At 37.9% G+C, this 15539-nt stretch carries 14 protein-coding genes; 3 read left to right on the top strand and 11 right to left on the bottom strand.

The features are described from left to right. Window positions 1-10: 10 nt before the first annotated feature. Window positions 11-1090 (bottom strand): class II fructose-bisphosphate aldolase, encoded by a 1080-nt coding sequence (fbaA, locus tag KO505_RS02540; RefSeq protein WP_216053868.1) that lies wholly within the window; start codon window positions 1088-1090, stop codon window positions 11-13. 122 nt (window positions 1091-1212) lie between these two features. Here fbaA and KO505_RS02535 point away from each other — a divergent pair, with 122 nt between their 5' ends. Then, on the top strand, window positions 1213-1419 hold the full coding sequence (locus tag KO505_RS02535; protein ID WP_216053867.1) for a hypothetical protein: 207 nt from the start codon (window positions 1213-1215) through the stop codon (window positions 1417-1419). 200 nt (window positions 1420-1619) lie between these two features. On the opposite strand, the gene KO505_RS02530 is transcribed toward KO505_RS02535, so the two are convergent. The 3 genes from KO505_RS02530 to KO505_RS02520 are packed head-to-tail and all read right to left on the bottom strand — an operon-like array spanning window position 1620 to window position 4444. Next, on the bottom strand, window positions 1620-3002 hold the full coding sequence (locus tag KO505_RS02530; RefSeq protein WP_216053866.1) for an NAD(P)(+) transhydrogenase (Re/Si-specific) subunit beta: 1383 nt from the start codon (window positions 3000-3002) through the stop codon (window positions 1620-1622). Window positions 3003-3011: 9 nt separating this feature from the next. Continuing rightward, a complete protein-coding gene (locus KO505_RS02525) occupies window positions 3012-3287 on the bottom strand; it encodes an NAD(P) transhydrogenase subunit alpha (protein WP_216053865.1) in 276 nt (91 codons plus the stop codon). After that, a complete protein-coding gene (locus KO505_RS02520; protein WP_216053864.1) occupies window positions 3287-4444 on the bottom strand; it encodes an NAD(P) transhydrogenase subunit alpha in 1158 nt (385 codons plus the stop codon). Before KO505_RS02520 ends, KO505_RS02525 begins: the two co-directional genes overlap by 1 nt. Before the next feature lie 852 nt (window positions 4445-5296). On the opposite strand from KO505_RS02520, the gene KO505_RS02515 reads away from it, so the two are divergent. After that, window positions 5297-6028: a FadR/GntR family transcriptional regulator gene (locus KO505_RS02515; RefSeq protein WP_216053863.1), complete on the top strand. Its 732-nt coding sequence runs from the start codon at window positions 5297-5299 to the stop codon at window positions 6026-6028. A gap of 107 nt (window positions 6029-6135) precedes the next feature. On the opposite strand, the gene KO505_RS02510 is transcribed toward KO505_RS02515, so the two are convergent. After that, the gene (locus KO505_RS02510; RefSeq protein WP_216053862.1) at window positions 6136-6885 is read right to left on the bottom strand and encodes an SDR family NAD(P)-dependent oxidoreductase; all 750 of its coding nucleotides are present in this window, start codon (window positions 6883-6885) and stop codon (window positions 6136-6138) included. Between the two features lie 306 nt (window positions 6886-7191). Beyond that, on the bottom strand, window positions 7192-8688 hold the full coding sequence (locus tag KO505_RS02505) for an Hsp70 family protein (protein ID WP_216053861.1): 1497 nt from the start codon (window positions 8686-8688) through the stop codon (window positions 7192-7194). 216 nt (window positions 8689-8904) lie between these two features. Here KO505_RS02505 and KO505_RS02500 point away from each other — a divergent pair, with 216 nt between their 5' ends. After that, a complete protein-coding gene (locus tag KO505_RS02500) occupies window positions 8905-10134 on the top strand; it encodes an MFS transporter (RefSeq protein ID WP_216053860.1) in 1230 nt (409 codons plus the stop codon). Here the strand turns inward: KO505_RS02500 and KO505_RS02495 are convergent. The 5 genes from KO505_RS02495 to lpxC form a co-directional block, all read right to left on the bottom strand. After that, the gene (locus KO505_RS02495; RefSeq protein WP_216053859.1) at window positions 10131-11396 is read right to left on the bottom strand and encodes an NADH:flavin oxidoreductase/NADH oxidase family protein; all 1266 of its coding nucleotides are present in this window, start codon (window positions 11394-11396) and stop codon (window positions 10131-10133) included. The genes KO505_RS02500 and KO505_RS02495 overlap by 4 nt on opposite strands. Before the next feature lie 126 nt (window positions 11397-11522). Further along, a complete protein-coding gene (locus tag KO505_RS02490; RefSeq protein WP_216053858.1) occupies window positions 11523-12530 on the bottom strand; it encodes a fumarylacetoacetate hydrolase family protein in 1008 nt (335 codons plus the stop codon). Beyond that, entirely contained in the window at window positions 12530-13075 is a 546-nt protein-coding gene (locus KO505_RS02485; RefSeq protein ID WP_216053857.1) for a VOC family protein, read from the bottom strand. The genes KO505_RS02490 and KO505_RS02485 overlap by 1 nt, the downstream gene beginning before the upstream one ends. 25 nt (window positions 13076-13100) lie before the next feature. Then, complete coding sequence (hppD, locus tag KO505_RS02480; RefSeq protein WP_216053856.1) at window positions 13101-14183, bottom strand: 4-hydroxyphenylpyruvate dioxygenase; 1083 nt, start codon at window positions 14181-14183, stop codon at window positions 13101-13103. Window positions 14184-14579: 396 nt separating this feature from the next. Next, window positions 14580-15491: a UDP-3-O-acyl-N-acetylglucosamine deacetylase gene (lpxC, locus tag KO505_RS02475; RefSeq protein ID WP_216053855.1), complete on the bottom strand. Its 912-nt coding sequence runs from the start codon at window positions 15489-15491 to the stop codon at window positions 14580-14582. Window positions 15492-15539 lie beyond the last annotated feature (48 nt).

Raw genomic sequence — 15539 nt, 5'->3', positions numbered from 1 at the left:
TCAAAATCCCTTAGCTATATCTATTTAGACAATTTAATTCGTCAAAACATTGCTCTAATCTAGTTGTCATTGATGTTTCAGCATGACGTAACCAAACTCGAGGGTCGTAATATTTTTTATTTGGCTTATCGTCACCGTCAGGGTTACCAATTTGCCCCTGTAAATAACCTTGTTTATCGTTGTAATATTCCAACACACCATGCCAACTGGCCCATTGCGTATCAGTATCTATGTTCATTTTAATCACGCCGTAAGTTAATGACTCGGCAATTTTTTCTGGTTCAGAACCTGATCCGCCATGAAATACAAAATTCAAACTGTTATGCGGTAAGTTAAACTTCTCAGAAACATACGCTTGTGAGTTCTTTAATATTTCAGGCGTAAGTACAACATTACCTGGTTTATATACACCATGAACATTACCAAACGAAGCAGCTATAATGAATTTGTCGCTTATTTTAGAAAGCTGTTCATAGGCATAAGCAACATCTTCTGGCTGTGTATATAGTTCAGAACTGTCCATATGTGAGTTATCAACCCCATCTTCTTCGCCCCCCGTGCAACCCAATTCTATTTCTAAGGTCATACCGATTTTATCCATGCGAGCAAGATACTCAGCACAAATTTGAATATTCTCTTCTAATGATTCTTCCGATAAATCAATCATATGAGAACTAAATAATGGCTTACCCGTTTCGGCATAGTGCTGCTCACCTGCGTCTAGAAGACCATCTATCCATGGAAGGAGCTTTTTAGCTGCGTGATCTGTATGCAAAATAACTGGTACATTATATAAATGTGCAACAGCATGAACGTATTTAGCTGCGGCTACCGCCCCTGCGATTGCAGCGTCTTGGCCTTCTAATGCCACACCTTTACCTACAAAGAATGATGCTCCGCCGTTTGATAATTGAATGATCACTGGCGACTTTACTTTAGCAGCCGCTTCCAAAGTTGCATTAATGGAGTTTGTGCCTATCACGTTTACCGCTGGTAACGCGTATTGATTTGCTCTTGCATGATCATATAAACGTTGAACATCATCTGTTAAAACCACCCCAGGTTTCAACATATCAGTAAGTTTGGACATTTATTCTTTCCTCAGTTAATTGCATAACGGCAAACATCGGTATTTGCCTGCCAATTTTTTTTAATCCACTTATTACAGTAATCCCATCAACCTGCAAGCTCACTCTTATTGGTTAATTAGAGATGCTCGTTTTTATTTTATGGAGATACAACACTGTTGGGCAAAAGTTAATATTTTGGAATACTGAGTTTACCGCAGATAAAAATAACGCGCCACCTGACAAGCCGACACGAGTTGCTTTTAATTCGGTAGATCCGTACACATTTTGTAGCACAGATTCTTCTGTAATTATGACTGCCGATAAAATTGAAGAACCAAATGCCGCTTAATAACAGCTAGTTTAAAGGTATTGCTGATTAAAATTATAAGTTTGAATCATATGAAAGCTTCATCTACATTGGCAACTCATTAAACTTACCGCTAAGTATATTTAATCAATTTTGAGTTTCTAACTAGAATATTTCATTTATAAAAGAAAGCGTTAAAGGAGGTTTAACCTGCCTTTAACGCTTTTATATTAATAATAAAATTAGTCTGCAAATTGACGAATAATATTATTTAACGTTTCTTTTGCATCACCAAAAACCATACGGCAATTGGGTTTAAAGAACAGTGGATTATCGATACCAGCAAAACCAGATGCCATGCCTCGCTTAAGAACAAAAACATTCTTAGCAAGATCCGCATTAATAACTGGCATGCCGTAAATTGGACTGCCTTTCATTTCACGCGCAGCAGGATTAACTACATCGTTTGCGCCAATAACAATTGCCACGTCAAAACCTTCAATACGAGGGTTTATCTCATCCATTTCAAACAATTGCTCATAAGATACATCCGCTTCTGCCAATAACACATTCATATGTCCAGGCATGCGTCCTGCAACTGGATGAATAGCATAAGCCACTTCAGCACCGTTATCTTCTAACAAACCTTGCAACTCTTTCATTGCATGTTGCGCTTGTGCCACTGCCATGCCATAACCAGGAATAACTAACACAGACTGAGCCGCTTCTAACACATAAAAAGCATCTTCTGCTGACAAAGGTTTTACTTCACCTTCAATCACCATGTCAGAGGTCACAACCGGTTGAAAACCAGATGTTATGACGTTCACTAATGACCTATTCATGGCTTTACACATTATATTAGTTAAGATAATGCCACTGGCCCCAACTAATGCGCCTGCAACTATTAATAAGTTATTTTCTAATGCAAACCCTGCGGCACAAGCAGCTAAGCCTGAGTAACTATTTAATAATGAAATAACCACCGGCATATCTGCACCACCAATTGGCAATACAAACATAACCCCCATCAACAGTGCTAAACCAATCACCAAATAGTGCCAGTTGGTCACTTCAGGTTGCATGATTAACAGCGCGGCAGAGGCTCCAATCGCAATGATTAAAAGTACATTTGCAAACACTTGTCCTTTAAATACAATTGGGCGGCCCACAATGCGTTCACTTAATTTAGCCCAAGCAATCACACTGCCTGAAAAAGTAATCGCACCGATTAATAATGCTAAGAAACTAACAAACAATACAAAGGTCGATAAATTCCCCCCTCCTAATATTGTCGCCCACGCTACGGCTAAGCTAGCCAAGCCACCGATACCATTAAATAAAGATACAAGTTCTGGCATAGACGTCATCTCTATTTTCTTAGCGGCAAAAAGGCCAACGGCTGATCCCGCAATAACAGAGGCTAAAATCAGTTCAAAGGAAATGATTTGTTTGTCTAACAAGGTAATAACGACGGCGATTAACATAGCTAAAGCCGACAAAAAATTACCTTTCCTTGCAGTGGATGGGTGACTTAATAGTTTTAGGCCAAAGATAAATAAAGTAGCAGATATCACATAAACAAAGTTTATTAATAAAGCGGTATTGATAAATGAATCCAACATTATTATTCCCTACTTTTTCTTAAACATGGCTAACATACGGTCAGTTACTAAGTAACCTCCCACTACGTTGACCGTTGCTAAAAACACGGCGATGGCACCTAACCAAGTAGACCATTGTCCATATTCACCACCCGCCAATGCTAAAGCTCCAATAACGGTAATGCCAGAAATGGCATTAGCGCCTGACATTAATGGCGTATGTAATGTTGCGGGGACTTTGCGGATTAATTCAAAACCAACAAAGATAGATAACATTAAAATAAATAACAGATAAATTGCGGTCATTATGCTTGTCCTTTCTGTAAGTGGTTTTTGATCATGTCATTTGAAATGAAACCTTGGTGAGTGATAACAGCATTGGCTTGAATGTCATCTTCAAGATCGATGATAAATTTAGCGTCTTGTTCGTCTTCGCTTTTTTGCCAAAACTCACTGACTAAATTAAATACATTATTGCCATACATTTGTGTGGCATTTTTAGCTACATCGTTTGACCAGTTTCCGGTTCCAACCAAAGTCACACCGTTAACAACTACCGTTTCTCCAGCTACTGAACCTTCAACATTACCGCCATTTTCTGCCGCCATATCAACAATGACAGAACCTGGTTTCATTAAAGACACTGTTTCTTTATTAATTAACACTGGAGGTTTACGACCAAACAACTGAGCCGTTGTGATCACTATGTCTGAATCAGCAATACATTTTGCTTGTTCTTGTTGCTGAATTTGCATTTGTTCAGGCGTTAATGCTTGGGCATAACCTTGAGCAGTTTGCCCGGTTTCGCCTAAGTCGATATCTAAAAACTTAGCTCCTAACGATTGAACTTGCTCAGCAACTACAGAACGAGTATCAAACGCGGTTACTGCTGCGCCTAATCGCTTTGCCGTTGCAATAGCTTGTAAACCAGCAACACCCGCACCGATAACAAATACTTTAGCCGGTTTAATGGTGCCCGCTGCGGTCATCATCATAGGTAACACAGAGTTTAATTCTGCGATGCCTTTAACGACCATGACATAACCCGCTAAGCTGGCTTGTGAACTCAACGCATCCATTTTTTGACAACGGGTGCTACGAGGGATCATTTCCATGCTAAAGCTAGTGACATTATGTTGGCATAGTTGTTCTACATATTCTGCATTGTTAAAAGGATCTAAAAAGCTAATAACCACTTTGTTGGCGATTAAACTTAATTCCTCTTTTGGTAACTTATGAATTGATAAAACCACATCTGCTTGTGTTAATAACGCTTCTCGGCTGTTAATTACTTCGGCTCCTGCCTGCTGGTATTCTTCATCCGTTATATGAATACCTTTTCCTAGACCAGTTTCAATAATGACTGATGCGCCTAGGAGTTTGTAAGCTTTGACATTGCTTGGTAACAATGCGCTGCGCTTCTCACCTACTAAGGTTTCTTTTGGGAAAGCTAAAGTCGGCATAATTGCTCCTCAAATTTCAGATATAAAATCCCACTGGCACGATAAACTGCTGCTCAATTGAATTTTATATTTCTAAGTAAAGTCATGACCTTGTGGGCCAAATTAGAAACTAACCTTATTCGTTAGCTCTATTTTTTTGCGATTAGATCAGCTTAACTTTTTTTTGAATTATTTTGAGAAAAATTTACTTATAACCTATGCGCAAATTGATGAAAGTCAGACGTGATTCAATAATGTCGTTTTAGTAAAAGATGAAAACAGCTAAATGTAACAAGGGTAAATACAACTAAATAGTTACAAAGAAGAGAGTTGTCCAAGGAATAAACGACAATATTTATGCTGTAAGCATAGGTTTAATCCTCCTTAAGTAAAGGTGGATCAAATAAGAATATGAGTGGTATTTAGGCTAAGGTAACCCTGTTTGTTCAGGACCGTATTTTATTATTAATTCTTTAATATTATAAGATGCAATATTAAGTAACGTTCAAACAGTGACGTAATTAAACATAACAAACCATATTATCGTGTTAAGTCAGGCTTTTAGTTGTCACCGCCTTAGCAATTCAGGTTAATAACCAACTACATAATGACTAATAATCGACGTTAAGTTTAGTGAGCTACACAGCTATAAAAGTGAGTTTTAGTACACAGCTTCCATCGAAAGTAGCCAGTCAAATATTGATAAATCGCTCCCCTTTCGGTTAACCATATTCAACTAAAGATAAAACCAATATAAAACTTATTTATTAACCAATTTGATTGTTCATAAAAACCTGATATAAGGATATAATATCTAAACTAATATCAATTGTTTAATCCAGCTTTTGCTGTATTCAGAGAAAGAGACCTATAATGCAAAACCGCCGATTGTTTTGGGATATCGTAGAAAAAATCGAATTACTTATAGATTCCGGAAATTATCCTCCTGGTAGTCGTCTACCGCCGGAGCGTGTGTTAGCTGAGCAATTTGATGTAAGTCGTCCTACTATACGTGAAGCTATCATTGCATTAGAAGTTCGCCAACGAGTTGAGGTCAAAACCAGCTCAGGTGTCTATGTAATTGAAAAGCCTGACGAAGCTAATAGCCAATTGTTCGTTTCAGCATTCGAATTAACCCAAGCTCGCGCTCTTGTTGAAGGTGAAGCAGCTGCGCTTGCGGCTGGCAGCATAACTAAAGAAGAACTAGAGCAGTTACATATTAGTCTAGTGAAGATGGAGTCAGGTATTAATGCAGAGGAAGCGGATAAAGAATTTCATTCAATTATCTCTAAAGCGACTCGCAACAATGCCATTTTATTCTCAGTACAAAACTTTTGGCACTTAAGAGAAAGTAAAGAAAATATCAAAGAAGCTTATAGAATGGTGTGTAACTCTAATGTTAATAAACGTAAAGATGAACACAGAGAAATATATAATGCGTTAAAAGCGGGTGATGCCCAAGCTGCGAGAGTAGCGATGCATGAACACTTTAACCGCCTTATCAATGCATTATTTGATGCAACTGAAGCAAGAGCATTAGAAGAAGTAAAAAGAAAAAATAATGAAACAAGAGACTTATATTCGTTAAGTCATTTAGTTAGTTAAACAATTTTTACGAATAATCTACATTGCTCAAAGCATAAAAAAAAGAAACCGTACGGTTTCTTTTTTTATGTCCAAACACTCTCATTATAAATAGCTGATTGAGTCTCTTAAGAGAATAATAACCCTGCGTTAATATCCACACAGTTACCCGTCATATAAGACGATTCATCACTTGCTAAGAATGAAACTAAACTAGCCACCTCTTGTGAAGTACCTTCACGTTTGAGCGCCGTAGCGCCTGCAACATTTTTACGTACATCATCTTTGGTGAATGTATCGTGAAAGCCGGTGCTGATCATGCCAGGGCACACACTGTTAACTCGTATGTTATTGACCCCTAGTTCTTTTGCAAGACCACGTGTAAATGACATCACTGCACCTTTTGATGTTGCATAGGCTACTGCCCCTGGGCCACCACCATCACGTCCAGCTTGAGACGCAAATGTGACAATCGAACTGCCATTTTTCATGTGTGGAATACATGCATTTGTCATCATAAATAATGACGTTATGTTTACATTCATCACATTGGTCCAATGCTCTAATGACATGTCTGCAATTTTAACGCGGTCTAATAAACCACCAGATACATGCACTAAAGTATCAATTGAACCAAAGCTTTCTAAAGCCGCTTTAACCGTGGCATCAACACCTGTTTGTACTGTTAAATCAGCTTGTACTGCCACCGCTTTACACCCTAAGGCTTCAATTTCAGTGACTGCGGATAGTGCGGTTTCTTTACTTGAGTGATAAGTAAGGACGATGTTTGCGCCTTTTTCTGCTAATGCAATTGCACAAGCACGACCAATATCGCGTCCACCTCCAGCTACAATTGCTACTTTCCCCTTCATAGACATTCTATTCTCCAGAACTATATTAACTAATATTAAAAGGTAAACTTCAGAAGTAAAAAGAACCGCGCTTCTTTGATTGTTCTAAAGCTAATATAGAAACTAATCACTAACCCACCAAATGTCAACCAATTATAAGATATTGGTTAACCACTAAGGCAGTTGACTAAATAGCTATTCAAACTGCAATAACGCTTGGTCTTAATCATAATTAAGTGTCGTGACGCGTGAGATTAAATATATCGGTAGAATAAGGAGAGTAAAATACAGTTCTAACCTATTTTAGGCTAGAACTGTTGTAGAAAGGGGAGATTACAGTTTATTGGCTTGAATACTCAAACCTTCAGAAATTGACTTAAATGCATCAGCCGTAACAATTGGAATGTCAGGCAACATAGCTTTAATATCTTTTTGAACCACAGGTGACAAGCTCATGCCACCGGTTAAAAATAAGATATCAGGTTTTTGACTACTCTTAGCTAAACATTCGTTCACTAATGCTCTTACACGTGACATCCAACCTATCATTGAACGTTTCAAATCATCTTCCGTTAGCTCAACATTAAAATCAGGCTCTATGTACTTTAACGGTAAAACAATGTGATTCTTCTCAGACAACATTTCTTTTGCCATTCTTGAAGAGTTAACCAAACGAGCGGATTGTTTCTCTTCTTGAACGATTAATAATTTTTCCAACTTTTTAGGTTCTTTAGCAATCGATATCGTTTGAGCTATCTCTAAGCCAGTCTCGTCAGTAAAAAACTTATTTAGACGTGGAATATCATCTACCGCCACCATGTCGTTGTAATATAACGGAGGGATAGGAATACCATTTGTGGTTTCTGTCCCTAATCCCATTGCAGGAGCAATGCATTTAAGGATTAGATTTTTGTCACACTCCATACCACCAAGACGTGTTCCCGTCACTGACAGAACATCTTGCTGTCTGTCGTACTCATGTTGCTTTTGTGTTCCTAAACGAATACAACATACATCTGTTGTACCACCACCGATGTCGATAACCAGTGCTACTTTTTCTTCATTTAGATTTTGTTCAATTCGATATGCCGCAGCAATAGGTTCTTCTAAAAAATCTATTTTTTCGAAACCAGCTAATTTTGCCGCTTCTTTCATTATAGTGATGGCTTGAGAGTTACCATCTTCGCCACGCGTGCCGTGGTATTTAACTGGACGGCCGATAACAGCGCCTTTTACTTCTTTCCCTAATTGGGCTTCTGTGGCTTCTTTAAAGAAAGCCAATTGTTTAGCGATCAAACCAACAAAAGCGTCTTTTTGACCTGATAATAAATTCGCACCTAAGAAGTTTTTTGGTGAATATATTAAACGTCCTTTTTCAGGTGTTTTTAAGTATTGCTTAAAGCCAGCTTCACCAAATAAGAAAGTACCGGTTTCAACCATTTTATGCAGCGGTAAGTCGTCCACTGACTGATTTTTTAGTAATTGATTAATCGCTTTACGCTGTAACGCTGGCGTATTATGGAATTCAGCTCTTAACGTGTCGATTTGTTTTAAGTAACGACGTTGATCTACTGGCGTTTTAGCTTCTTCATACTTATCTTTGGCTTTATCTAACTGCGCAGTAATCGCTCTTTTTAAAAACTGAACTTTATCTTCAATCACTTCAACTGGAGGTAAAGGTAAGTCATCTTCATAATAAATAAAAACCGAAGAACGGATCTTAAACGGGGTTTTAGAGTCTTTGTCTAACTCAATATAATGATGTTCTTTACCATCAAATAAAACCACTTCGGAGTTAGATGTTCCGTAATCAATACCTACTGTTACCATTCTGCACTCTTTATTTATTTTTAATATTTACCAGAAAAATCGGGATGCAATTCTACCCATATTTAATCAAAACACCATGAATAATTTCAGTTGAAATAACCCGCATTTCGAATAGGAAACATTTGCTATTTCATATAACAAAAATCGTGCAATAAATGGCTGTAATTTGTGCAAAAAAACGATAGTGTAATTACTCTAGCCTGTATGAGATTGAACATGAAAATATCAAATGCCAAACAATTTCCAGTGGTGGTTTGGGTATTAATTATCGGCGCCTTTTTTGCGCGTGGTACTTTTTTTATGGTTTGGCCATTTATGGCAATAATTCTGTTTCAAAAGTTTCAGTTATCACCATGGGAAATCGGCTTATTTATGAGTCTTGCAGCTATATCAGCAGTAGTGACCGGATTTTTCTCAGGGACTCTAACCGACAGATATGGACGTAAAAATGTTATTCTCGCAGCGGGCATAATTTCAATATTTGCCTTCGTAGGCATAGCCTTCGCTAACCACATAATCAGCTATGTATTCTTTATGGCGTTGTGCGCCATCAGTAAGGAAATATGGGAACCTCCGGTAAAAGCTCTAATATCAGACTCATTACCCAATACTGACTTACGTGAACTAGCATTCCAACTAAGATACTTCGCTATTAATGTAGGCGCGGCCATCGGACCTTTAATGGGAGTATGGTTTGGTGTAACAGCGCAACAAGAAACTTTTTTGTTAACCGCATTTTCTTTCGTGGTGTTAGTACTTGTACTCAAATACACCTTTAAGCATTCAACATTTATCGGCCAGCCAACAAATTTAACTAAAGTAACCCTTAAACAAACTTTGCATATATTACGACAAGATCATGTGTTTTTGCTCTTGTTGATTGCGAACATGATAGTAATGTTTATATACGCACATTTAGATTCATCCTTAGTGCAATACTTAACCCAATCATCGACCAATAACGTCATAGAATTAGTCAGTTTTCTCATTTTTACTAATGCGTGCACTATCATTTGTTTACAGTTTTTTTCTATTAAATTTTTAGCCCATGTCAGTTTGATCAGGCGAATATACTTAGGCATGTTTTTCTTGGCGTTATCTCAATTGTGCTTTGCTTTAAACCCCATTGATTTTTATGCCGGTTGGATAATAGCCACGTTTGTAATGAGTGTAGGTGAAACTATCTTGTTTCCAAACATGAACATACAAATCGACAGAATTGCGCCAAAACATATGAAAGGCGTGTATTTTGGTGCTGCTAGTTTTTACTCTATTGGTTTTGCATCTGCACCTTACATTGGTGGGATCATTTTGTCGGCTTGGTCTGGCAGCGTATTGTTCTGTATTACCTTTGGTTTATGTTTTATTGTTTACGCTATGTATGGGTTAACCCAATACGCAAAACGCCCCAATTTTGAGGCGTTAATAGAAAAACAGATCTGTTAAGCCAGTTTTCTGGCAATGGATTTATACCAATCTCTAGATAAGTGTTTATAAAAAGAGCTAAACACTCCTAAGTTATCTTTTGGTAATTTGCCAGCAGCTAAGCGATAAATCTGATAATAGAAGTAACCAGCCTGACCTTGTGTATTGATGGCTCTTATTAATGAATTAGAACTATTTCCGCTAAGTTTACCTTTGCCTAATACTAATTTAGATTCAGGTTTTGGTAGTGATTTTGTCTGATTATTTAATAGTTTATTTGGGAAATCAGGCACTAAACAAAATGGACGTCCCAAACCTATCATATCGGTTTTATTCTGCTCAAGTGCCTCGTTCATTACCTCTAATGTTCTAAATCCACCCGTCACCATTAATGGTAAATCACCTACAGCTTCACGCATTGTTTCGGCATATTCTAAGAAAAAAGCTTCTCTGTGTTTGGTTGATTCTCTGACATCGTCTTCTTCTTCCGTGGTTAAAAACTTGGTCTTTTCGTAAGTACCACCAGACACTTCAAGTAGGTCGATTCCTACTTCTTGTAACCAACGAGCTACTTTCACCGAATCTTCATGACTAAAACCACCTTTTTGAAAATCAGATGAATTGAGTTTCACCGCAATAGGAAATGCAGGGCCTACCGCATCTCTAACAGCCCGAACCACAGCGAGTAATAATCTAGCGCGGTTTTCAATACTACCGCCCCATATATCTGTACGTTTGTTCGTGATAGGAGATAAAAACTGACTTAACAAATAACCATGTGCACTATGAATTTGCACGCCAGTAAAACCGCCTTCCTTCGCAATTCTAGCTGTAGTCGCAAAACGTTCTATGATCTGCTCAATTTCCGTTTCTAATAAAGGCGTTGGTTTACCAAAGTTACCAATCATATCTAATTGCACATCTGATGGTGACACAGGGTGTAAGTTGACCATACGCGGGCACTGTCTGCCAGGATGAGATATCTGCGCCCAAAAGTGGTTTCCATTTAAGGTAGCGGATTGAGTCCATTGTTTAATTAAGTTGATATTACTACCTTGTTCTATTACGACGTTCCCTGCTCTTTCCAAATAACGTCTATCAACCATGATATTACCACTGATTAATAACCCTGCACCGCCCTCTGACCATGTTTGATATAAACGATTTAATGCTTCAGTAGGTTGATCAAATTTATCAGCAAGGCCTTCTGTCATTGCCGCTTTGCATATTCTATTAGGTAAGGTAGCACCACAGGGTAAAACAAGTTGATTACTTATATTCATTGATAACTCAAAACACGCTAATTATTAACTGGCAGTATACACTGTTAATTTAAAGTAAAAAAAGACCGATTTTCAGGCATAAAAAAACCTCATTTAAATGAGGTTTTCTCTATTACAGCTTTATGTTTACTGTTGCTCTAATGTTTGATTTATTTGACCAAACAAAGATTGACCTTGTTTATCAAACATTTCGATTTGTATCTTGTCACCAAATTGCATAAATGGAGTAGTTGGTTTACCACTTTCGATGGTTTCGATCATTCTAATTTCAGCAATACAGCTGTAACCAACCCCACCATCTTTCACTGGTTTACCTGCACCACCATCTAACTTGTTAGATACAGTGCCAGAACCTATAACGGTGCCTGCACATAATGGACGAGTTTTAGCTGCATGAGCGATAAGTTGACCAAAGTTAAATGTCATATCAACACCCGCTTCTGGCTTGCCAAACATGTCATCGTTTAAAATAGATATTAATGGCAAAGATAACTTACCGTCTTGCCATGCATCACCAAGTTGATCTGGCGTTGCACAAACAGGGCTAAAGGCACTTGATGGTTTAGATTGAAAGAAACCAAACCCTTTACCCAATTCATTTGGGATTAAGCCACGTAATGATACATCGTTTACGATCATCACTAAACGAACGTAATTCAGTGCATCTTCCGCACTAACGCCCATAGGTACGTCACCTGTGATAACAGCAACTTCCGCTTCAAAGTCCACACCAAAACCTTCAGTTTGTGGCATAACAATTGGCGAACGAGGTGCTAAAAAGCTATCTGAACCACCTTGGTACATTAATGGATCTGTCCAGAAGCTAGCAGGCATTTCTGCATTACGAGCCTTACGCACAAGTTCAACGTGATTAACATAAGCACTGCCATCTGCCCATTGATAAGCGCGTGGTAATGGCGATTCACACTCGTTTTGGTCAAAAACATCACCTGCAATTGCACCACTTTCTAAGTCTGCGAATAAAGCATTAAGTTTAGGCTCTACGGCTTCCCAATTGTCTAACGCACTTTGCATTGTCGGTGCGATATCACCGGCAGAAACCATTTTAGTCAGAGCATTATTAACCACAACTAATTTGCCATCACGGCCTGATTTTAAACTTGCTAATTTCATTATTTACTTCCCGGAAAATCTTCACCACTGTGCAACCATGCTGCATGTTGTGGTGCTTTTTTAGTTTTGTCCCACTCGTCTAACATAGCAGGGGCAACACGTTTTAATTCATCTAACATACCCGGTTTCCCAGTATTAGCCGCTAATTCTATACGATGTCCGTTTGGATCAAAGAAGTAAATCGACTTAAATATAGTATGATTAGTTGGCCCTAGTACATCAATACCTGCGGCTTCCAAATTACCTTTTGCTTCTAATAAATCATCCATAGAATCAACTTGAAACGCGATATGTTGAACCCATTCAGGTGTATTCACATCACGTCCCATTTCTGGTGAATTAGGAATTTCAAAAAACGCCAATACATTACCACGACCAGAGTCCATGAAGATATGCATGTAAGGATCAGGGGCACCTGTTGAAGGTACATTATCCTCAGCAATCGCTAACATAAATTCCATGTTTAGTAAGTCGCGATAAAACTCCATGGTTTTTTTCGCATTAATACAACGATAAGCGACGTGATGAATGCCTTGAGTTTTCATAATTACTTCCTACATGTTAGTAATATTATTTATCGTCACCGATAACGCCACGATTCACTTGGTCACGTTCAATGGACTCAAATAACGCCTTGAAGTTACCTTCACCAAAACCATCATCTTCTTTACGTTGAATAAATTCAAAGAAAACTGGACCTAAAGAAGCTTCAGAGAATATTTGTAATAATAATCGAGGTGGTTGATCACCGCCTGTTGTGCCGTCTAATAAAATACCACGCGCCTGTAACTCATCAACAGGTTCACCATGACCTGGTAAACGTTCATCTAGCATTTCGTAATAGGTCGCAGGAGGCGCTGTCATAAACTTAACACCCGACTTCTTCAAACGATCCCAACAAGATATTAAGTCGTCACAAGAAAATGCAATATGCTGAATTCCTTCACCATTATACTGCATTAAAAATTCTTCAATTTGACCACCACCACCTGCGGCTTCTTCATTAAGAGGAATGCGAATTTTTCCGTCTGGTGCGCTCATCGCTTTTGATAACAACCCAGTGTATTCACCTTTAATATCAAAATAACGAATTTCACGGAAGTTAAATAGGTCTTCATAATAAGATGCCCAATAATCCATACGGCCACGGTAAACATTATGCGTTAAGTGATCCAGTGTATGGAAACCACAACCTTCTGGATTACGGTCTGCGCCTTCAACCCAAATAAAATCGATGTCGTAAATAGTATTGGTATCTTTATAACGGTCGATTAAATATAACGTAGCTCCACCAATACCTTTAATAGCTGGTAAGCGTAACTCCATCGGTCCTGTTTCAATATGGACTGGCTGAGCGCCTTTTTTTAATACTTCTGAGTAAGCAAATTGTGCGTCTTTAACTCTGAAAGCTAAACCACAAGCGGATGGACCGTGTTCTTGTGCATAATAATCTGCGTGGCTGCCTTTTTCATAGTTACAGATAAAGCTGATATCACCTTGTCGCCAAAGTTGAACATCTTTTGATTTATGATCAGCAACTTTACTAAAGCCCATTGCAGTAAAGATAGGTTCTAGGATCCCTTTCTCTGGAGCGCAAAATTCTACAAACTCGAATCCGTCTAAACCCATTGGGTTTTCAAATAAATCAGCCACTTTATATTCCTCATTAAACTTCTATGAGCCAGTTTAGGACATTACTATGAATCTGCTCATAGTGTTTCATGTTTAATAAACGCTATGATTATTAATAATCAAGGTTATAAACGGCCTAAACTAACTTCTATTTTGTGGCTGCAATATAGCAAACAGTTTCTAATATTCGCTAATTACAACGCTTAATGTTTAACAGTAAATAAAGGCAACTAATGTTTACAATAAAACCATGACTGCATCATAGTCTTTACACTTTGTGCGAGAGACGTCCAGCCTCTGTATTTGTGACTAAATTACTGTACAACGTCAGTCAGAATGAGCATCTTAATGAAGGTGGATTAAATAGACAGGCACAAAAAAAGCGCTAAACGCGCTTTTTTTAAATCAGTAAAGTGATTATGCAAGTTGCGGTAAGCTTTGACTTACTAACTCAGGAGTTTCATTTTCAAAGGTTACATATTCCCAACAATCCTGATTTTTCATCAGTTCAACCAACACTTTATTGTTTAGGTCATGGCCAGATTTAAATGCAACAAACTCAGCTAATAAAGGTTTACCTGTCATGTACAAGTCACCAACTGCATCTAAAATTTTATGTTTAACAAACTCATCGTCATAACGTAAACCGTCTGGATTTAATACACGATATTCGTCCAAAACAATCGCGTTATCCATGTTGCCACCTAACGCTAAATTGTTATTTCTTAAATATTCAATATCACGCATAAAACCGAACGTTCTCGCTCTGCTCACTTCTTTTAAAAATGATTCAGCAGTAATATCTACAATAATACGCTGCGCTGATTTAGAGATAATTGGATGATCAAATTCAATTTGAAAATCAATTTTAAAACCATCATATGGTCTTAGCTCTGCCCATTTATCATCAATTTCTACACGAACTGGTTTAGTGATTTTAATATAACGACGCAATGACTTTTGCTCAACCACTTCTGCTTCTTGTAACAAGAAGATAAATGGCAGTGAACTACCGTCCATGATTGGGATCTCTGCAGAATCAACTTCAACAATTAGATTATCAATTGATAAGCTCGCAATCGCAGCCATTAAATGTTCAGTAGTAGACAAACGTTGATTTTGATCATTAATTAAACACGTGCACATTTGAGTATCACCAACTAATTCTGGCGTAGTCAAAAACTCTGCAACAGGAGACAAGTCCGTACGTAAAAATACAATACCTGTATTATCCGCAGCAGGACGTAAGGTCAAAGTAACCTTTTCACCTTTATGTAAACCAATTCCAGTTGTAGTAACTGAAGATTTGATAGTACGTTGTCTAATCATTAATTTATCTTATTCCCACTAAATATTTTGAGCGTTAAAAAAGTTGAA

Source organism: Psychrosphaera sp. F3M07, from assembly GCF_018860345.1.
Lineage (GTDB): Bacteria > Pseudomonadota > Gammaproteobacteria > Enterobacterales > Alteromonadaceae > Psychrosphaera > Psychrosphaera aquimarina.
The sequence above is the reverse complement of the archived record's forward strand: the minus strand, read 5'-3'. Positions and strand labels throughout refer to the sequence as shown.

What these genes read in the sequence shown, in the direction of transcription:
- KO505_RS02485 (WP_216053857.1), bottom strand. Translation starts at nt 13,075, where the DNA reads ATGAAAACTCAAGGCATTCATCACGTCGCTTATCGTTGTATTAATGCG.
- lpxC (WP_216053855.1), bottom strand. Translation starts at nt 15,491, where the DNA reads ATGATTAGACAACGTACTATCAAATCTTCAGTTACTACAACTGGAATT.
- fbaA (WP_216053868.1), bottom strand. Translation starts at nt 1,090, where the DNA reads ATGTCCAAACTTACTGATATGTTGAAACCTGGGGTGGTTTTAACAGAT.
- KO505_RS02495 (WP_216053859.1), bottom strand. Translation starts at nt 11,396, where the DNA reads ATGAATATAAGTAATCAACTTGTTTTACCCTGTGGTGCTACCTTACCT.
- KO505_RS02505 (WP_216053861.1), bottom strand. Translation starts at nt 8,688, where the DNA reads ATGGTAACAGTAGGTATTGATTACGGAACATCTAACTCCGAAGTGGTT.
- KO505_RS02520 (WP_216053864.1), bottom strand. Translation starts at nt 4,444, where the DNA reads ATGCCGACTTTAGCTTTCCCAAAAGAAACCTTAGTAGGTGAGAAGCGC.
- KO505_RS02510 (WP_216053862.1), bottom strand. Translation starts at nt 6,885, where the DNA reads ATGTCTATGAAGGGGAAAGTAGCAATTGTAGCTGGAGGTGGACGCGAT.
- KO505_RS02515 (WP_216053863.1), top strand. Translation starts at nt 5,297, where the DNA reads ATGCAAAACCGCCGATTGTTTTGGGATATCGTAGAAAAAATCGAATTA.
- KO505_RS02535 (WP_216053867.1), top strand. Translation starts at nt 1,213, where the DNA reads ATGCTCGTTTTTATTTTATGGAGATACAACACTGTTGGGCAAAAGTTA.
- KO505_RS02490 (WP_216053858.1), bottom strand. Translation starts at nt 12,530, where the DNA reads ATGAAATTAGCAAGTTTAAAATCAGGCCGTGATGGCAAATTAGTTGTG.
- KO505_RS02500 (WP_216053860.1), top strand. Translation starts at nt 8,905, where the DNA reads ATGAAAATATCAAATGCCAAACAATTTCCAGTGGTGGTTTGGGTATTA.
- KO505_RS02525 (WP_216053865.1), bottom strand. Translation starts at nt 3,287, where the DNA reads ATGACCGCAATTTATCTGTTATTTATTTTAATGTTATCTATCTTTGTT.
- KO505_RS02530 (WP_216053866.1), bottom strand. Translation starts at nt 3,002, where the DNA reads ATGTTGGATTCATTTATCAATACCGCTTTATTAATAAACTTTGTTTAT.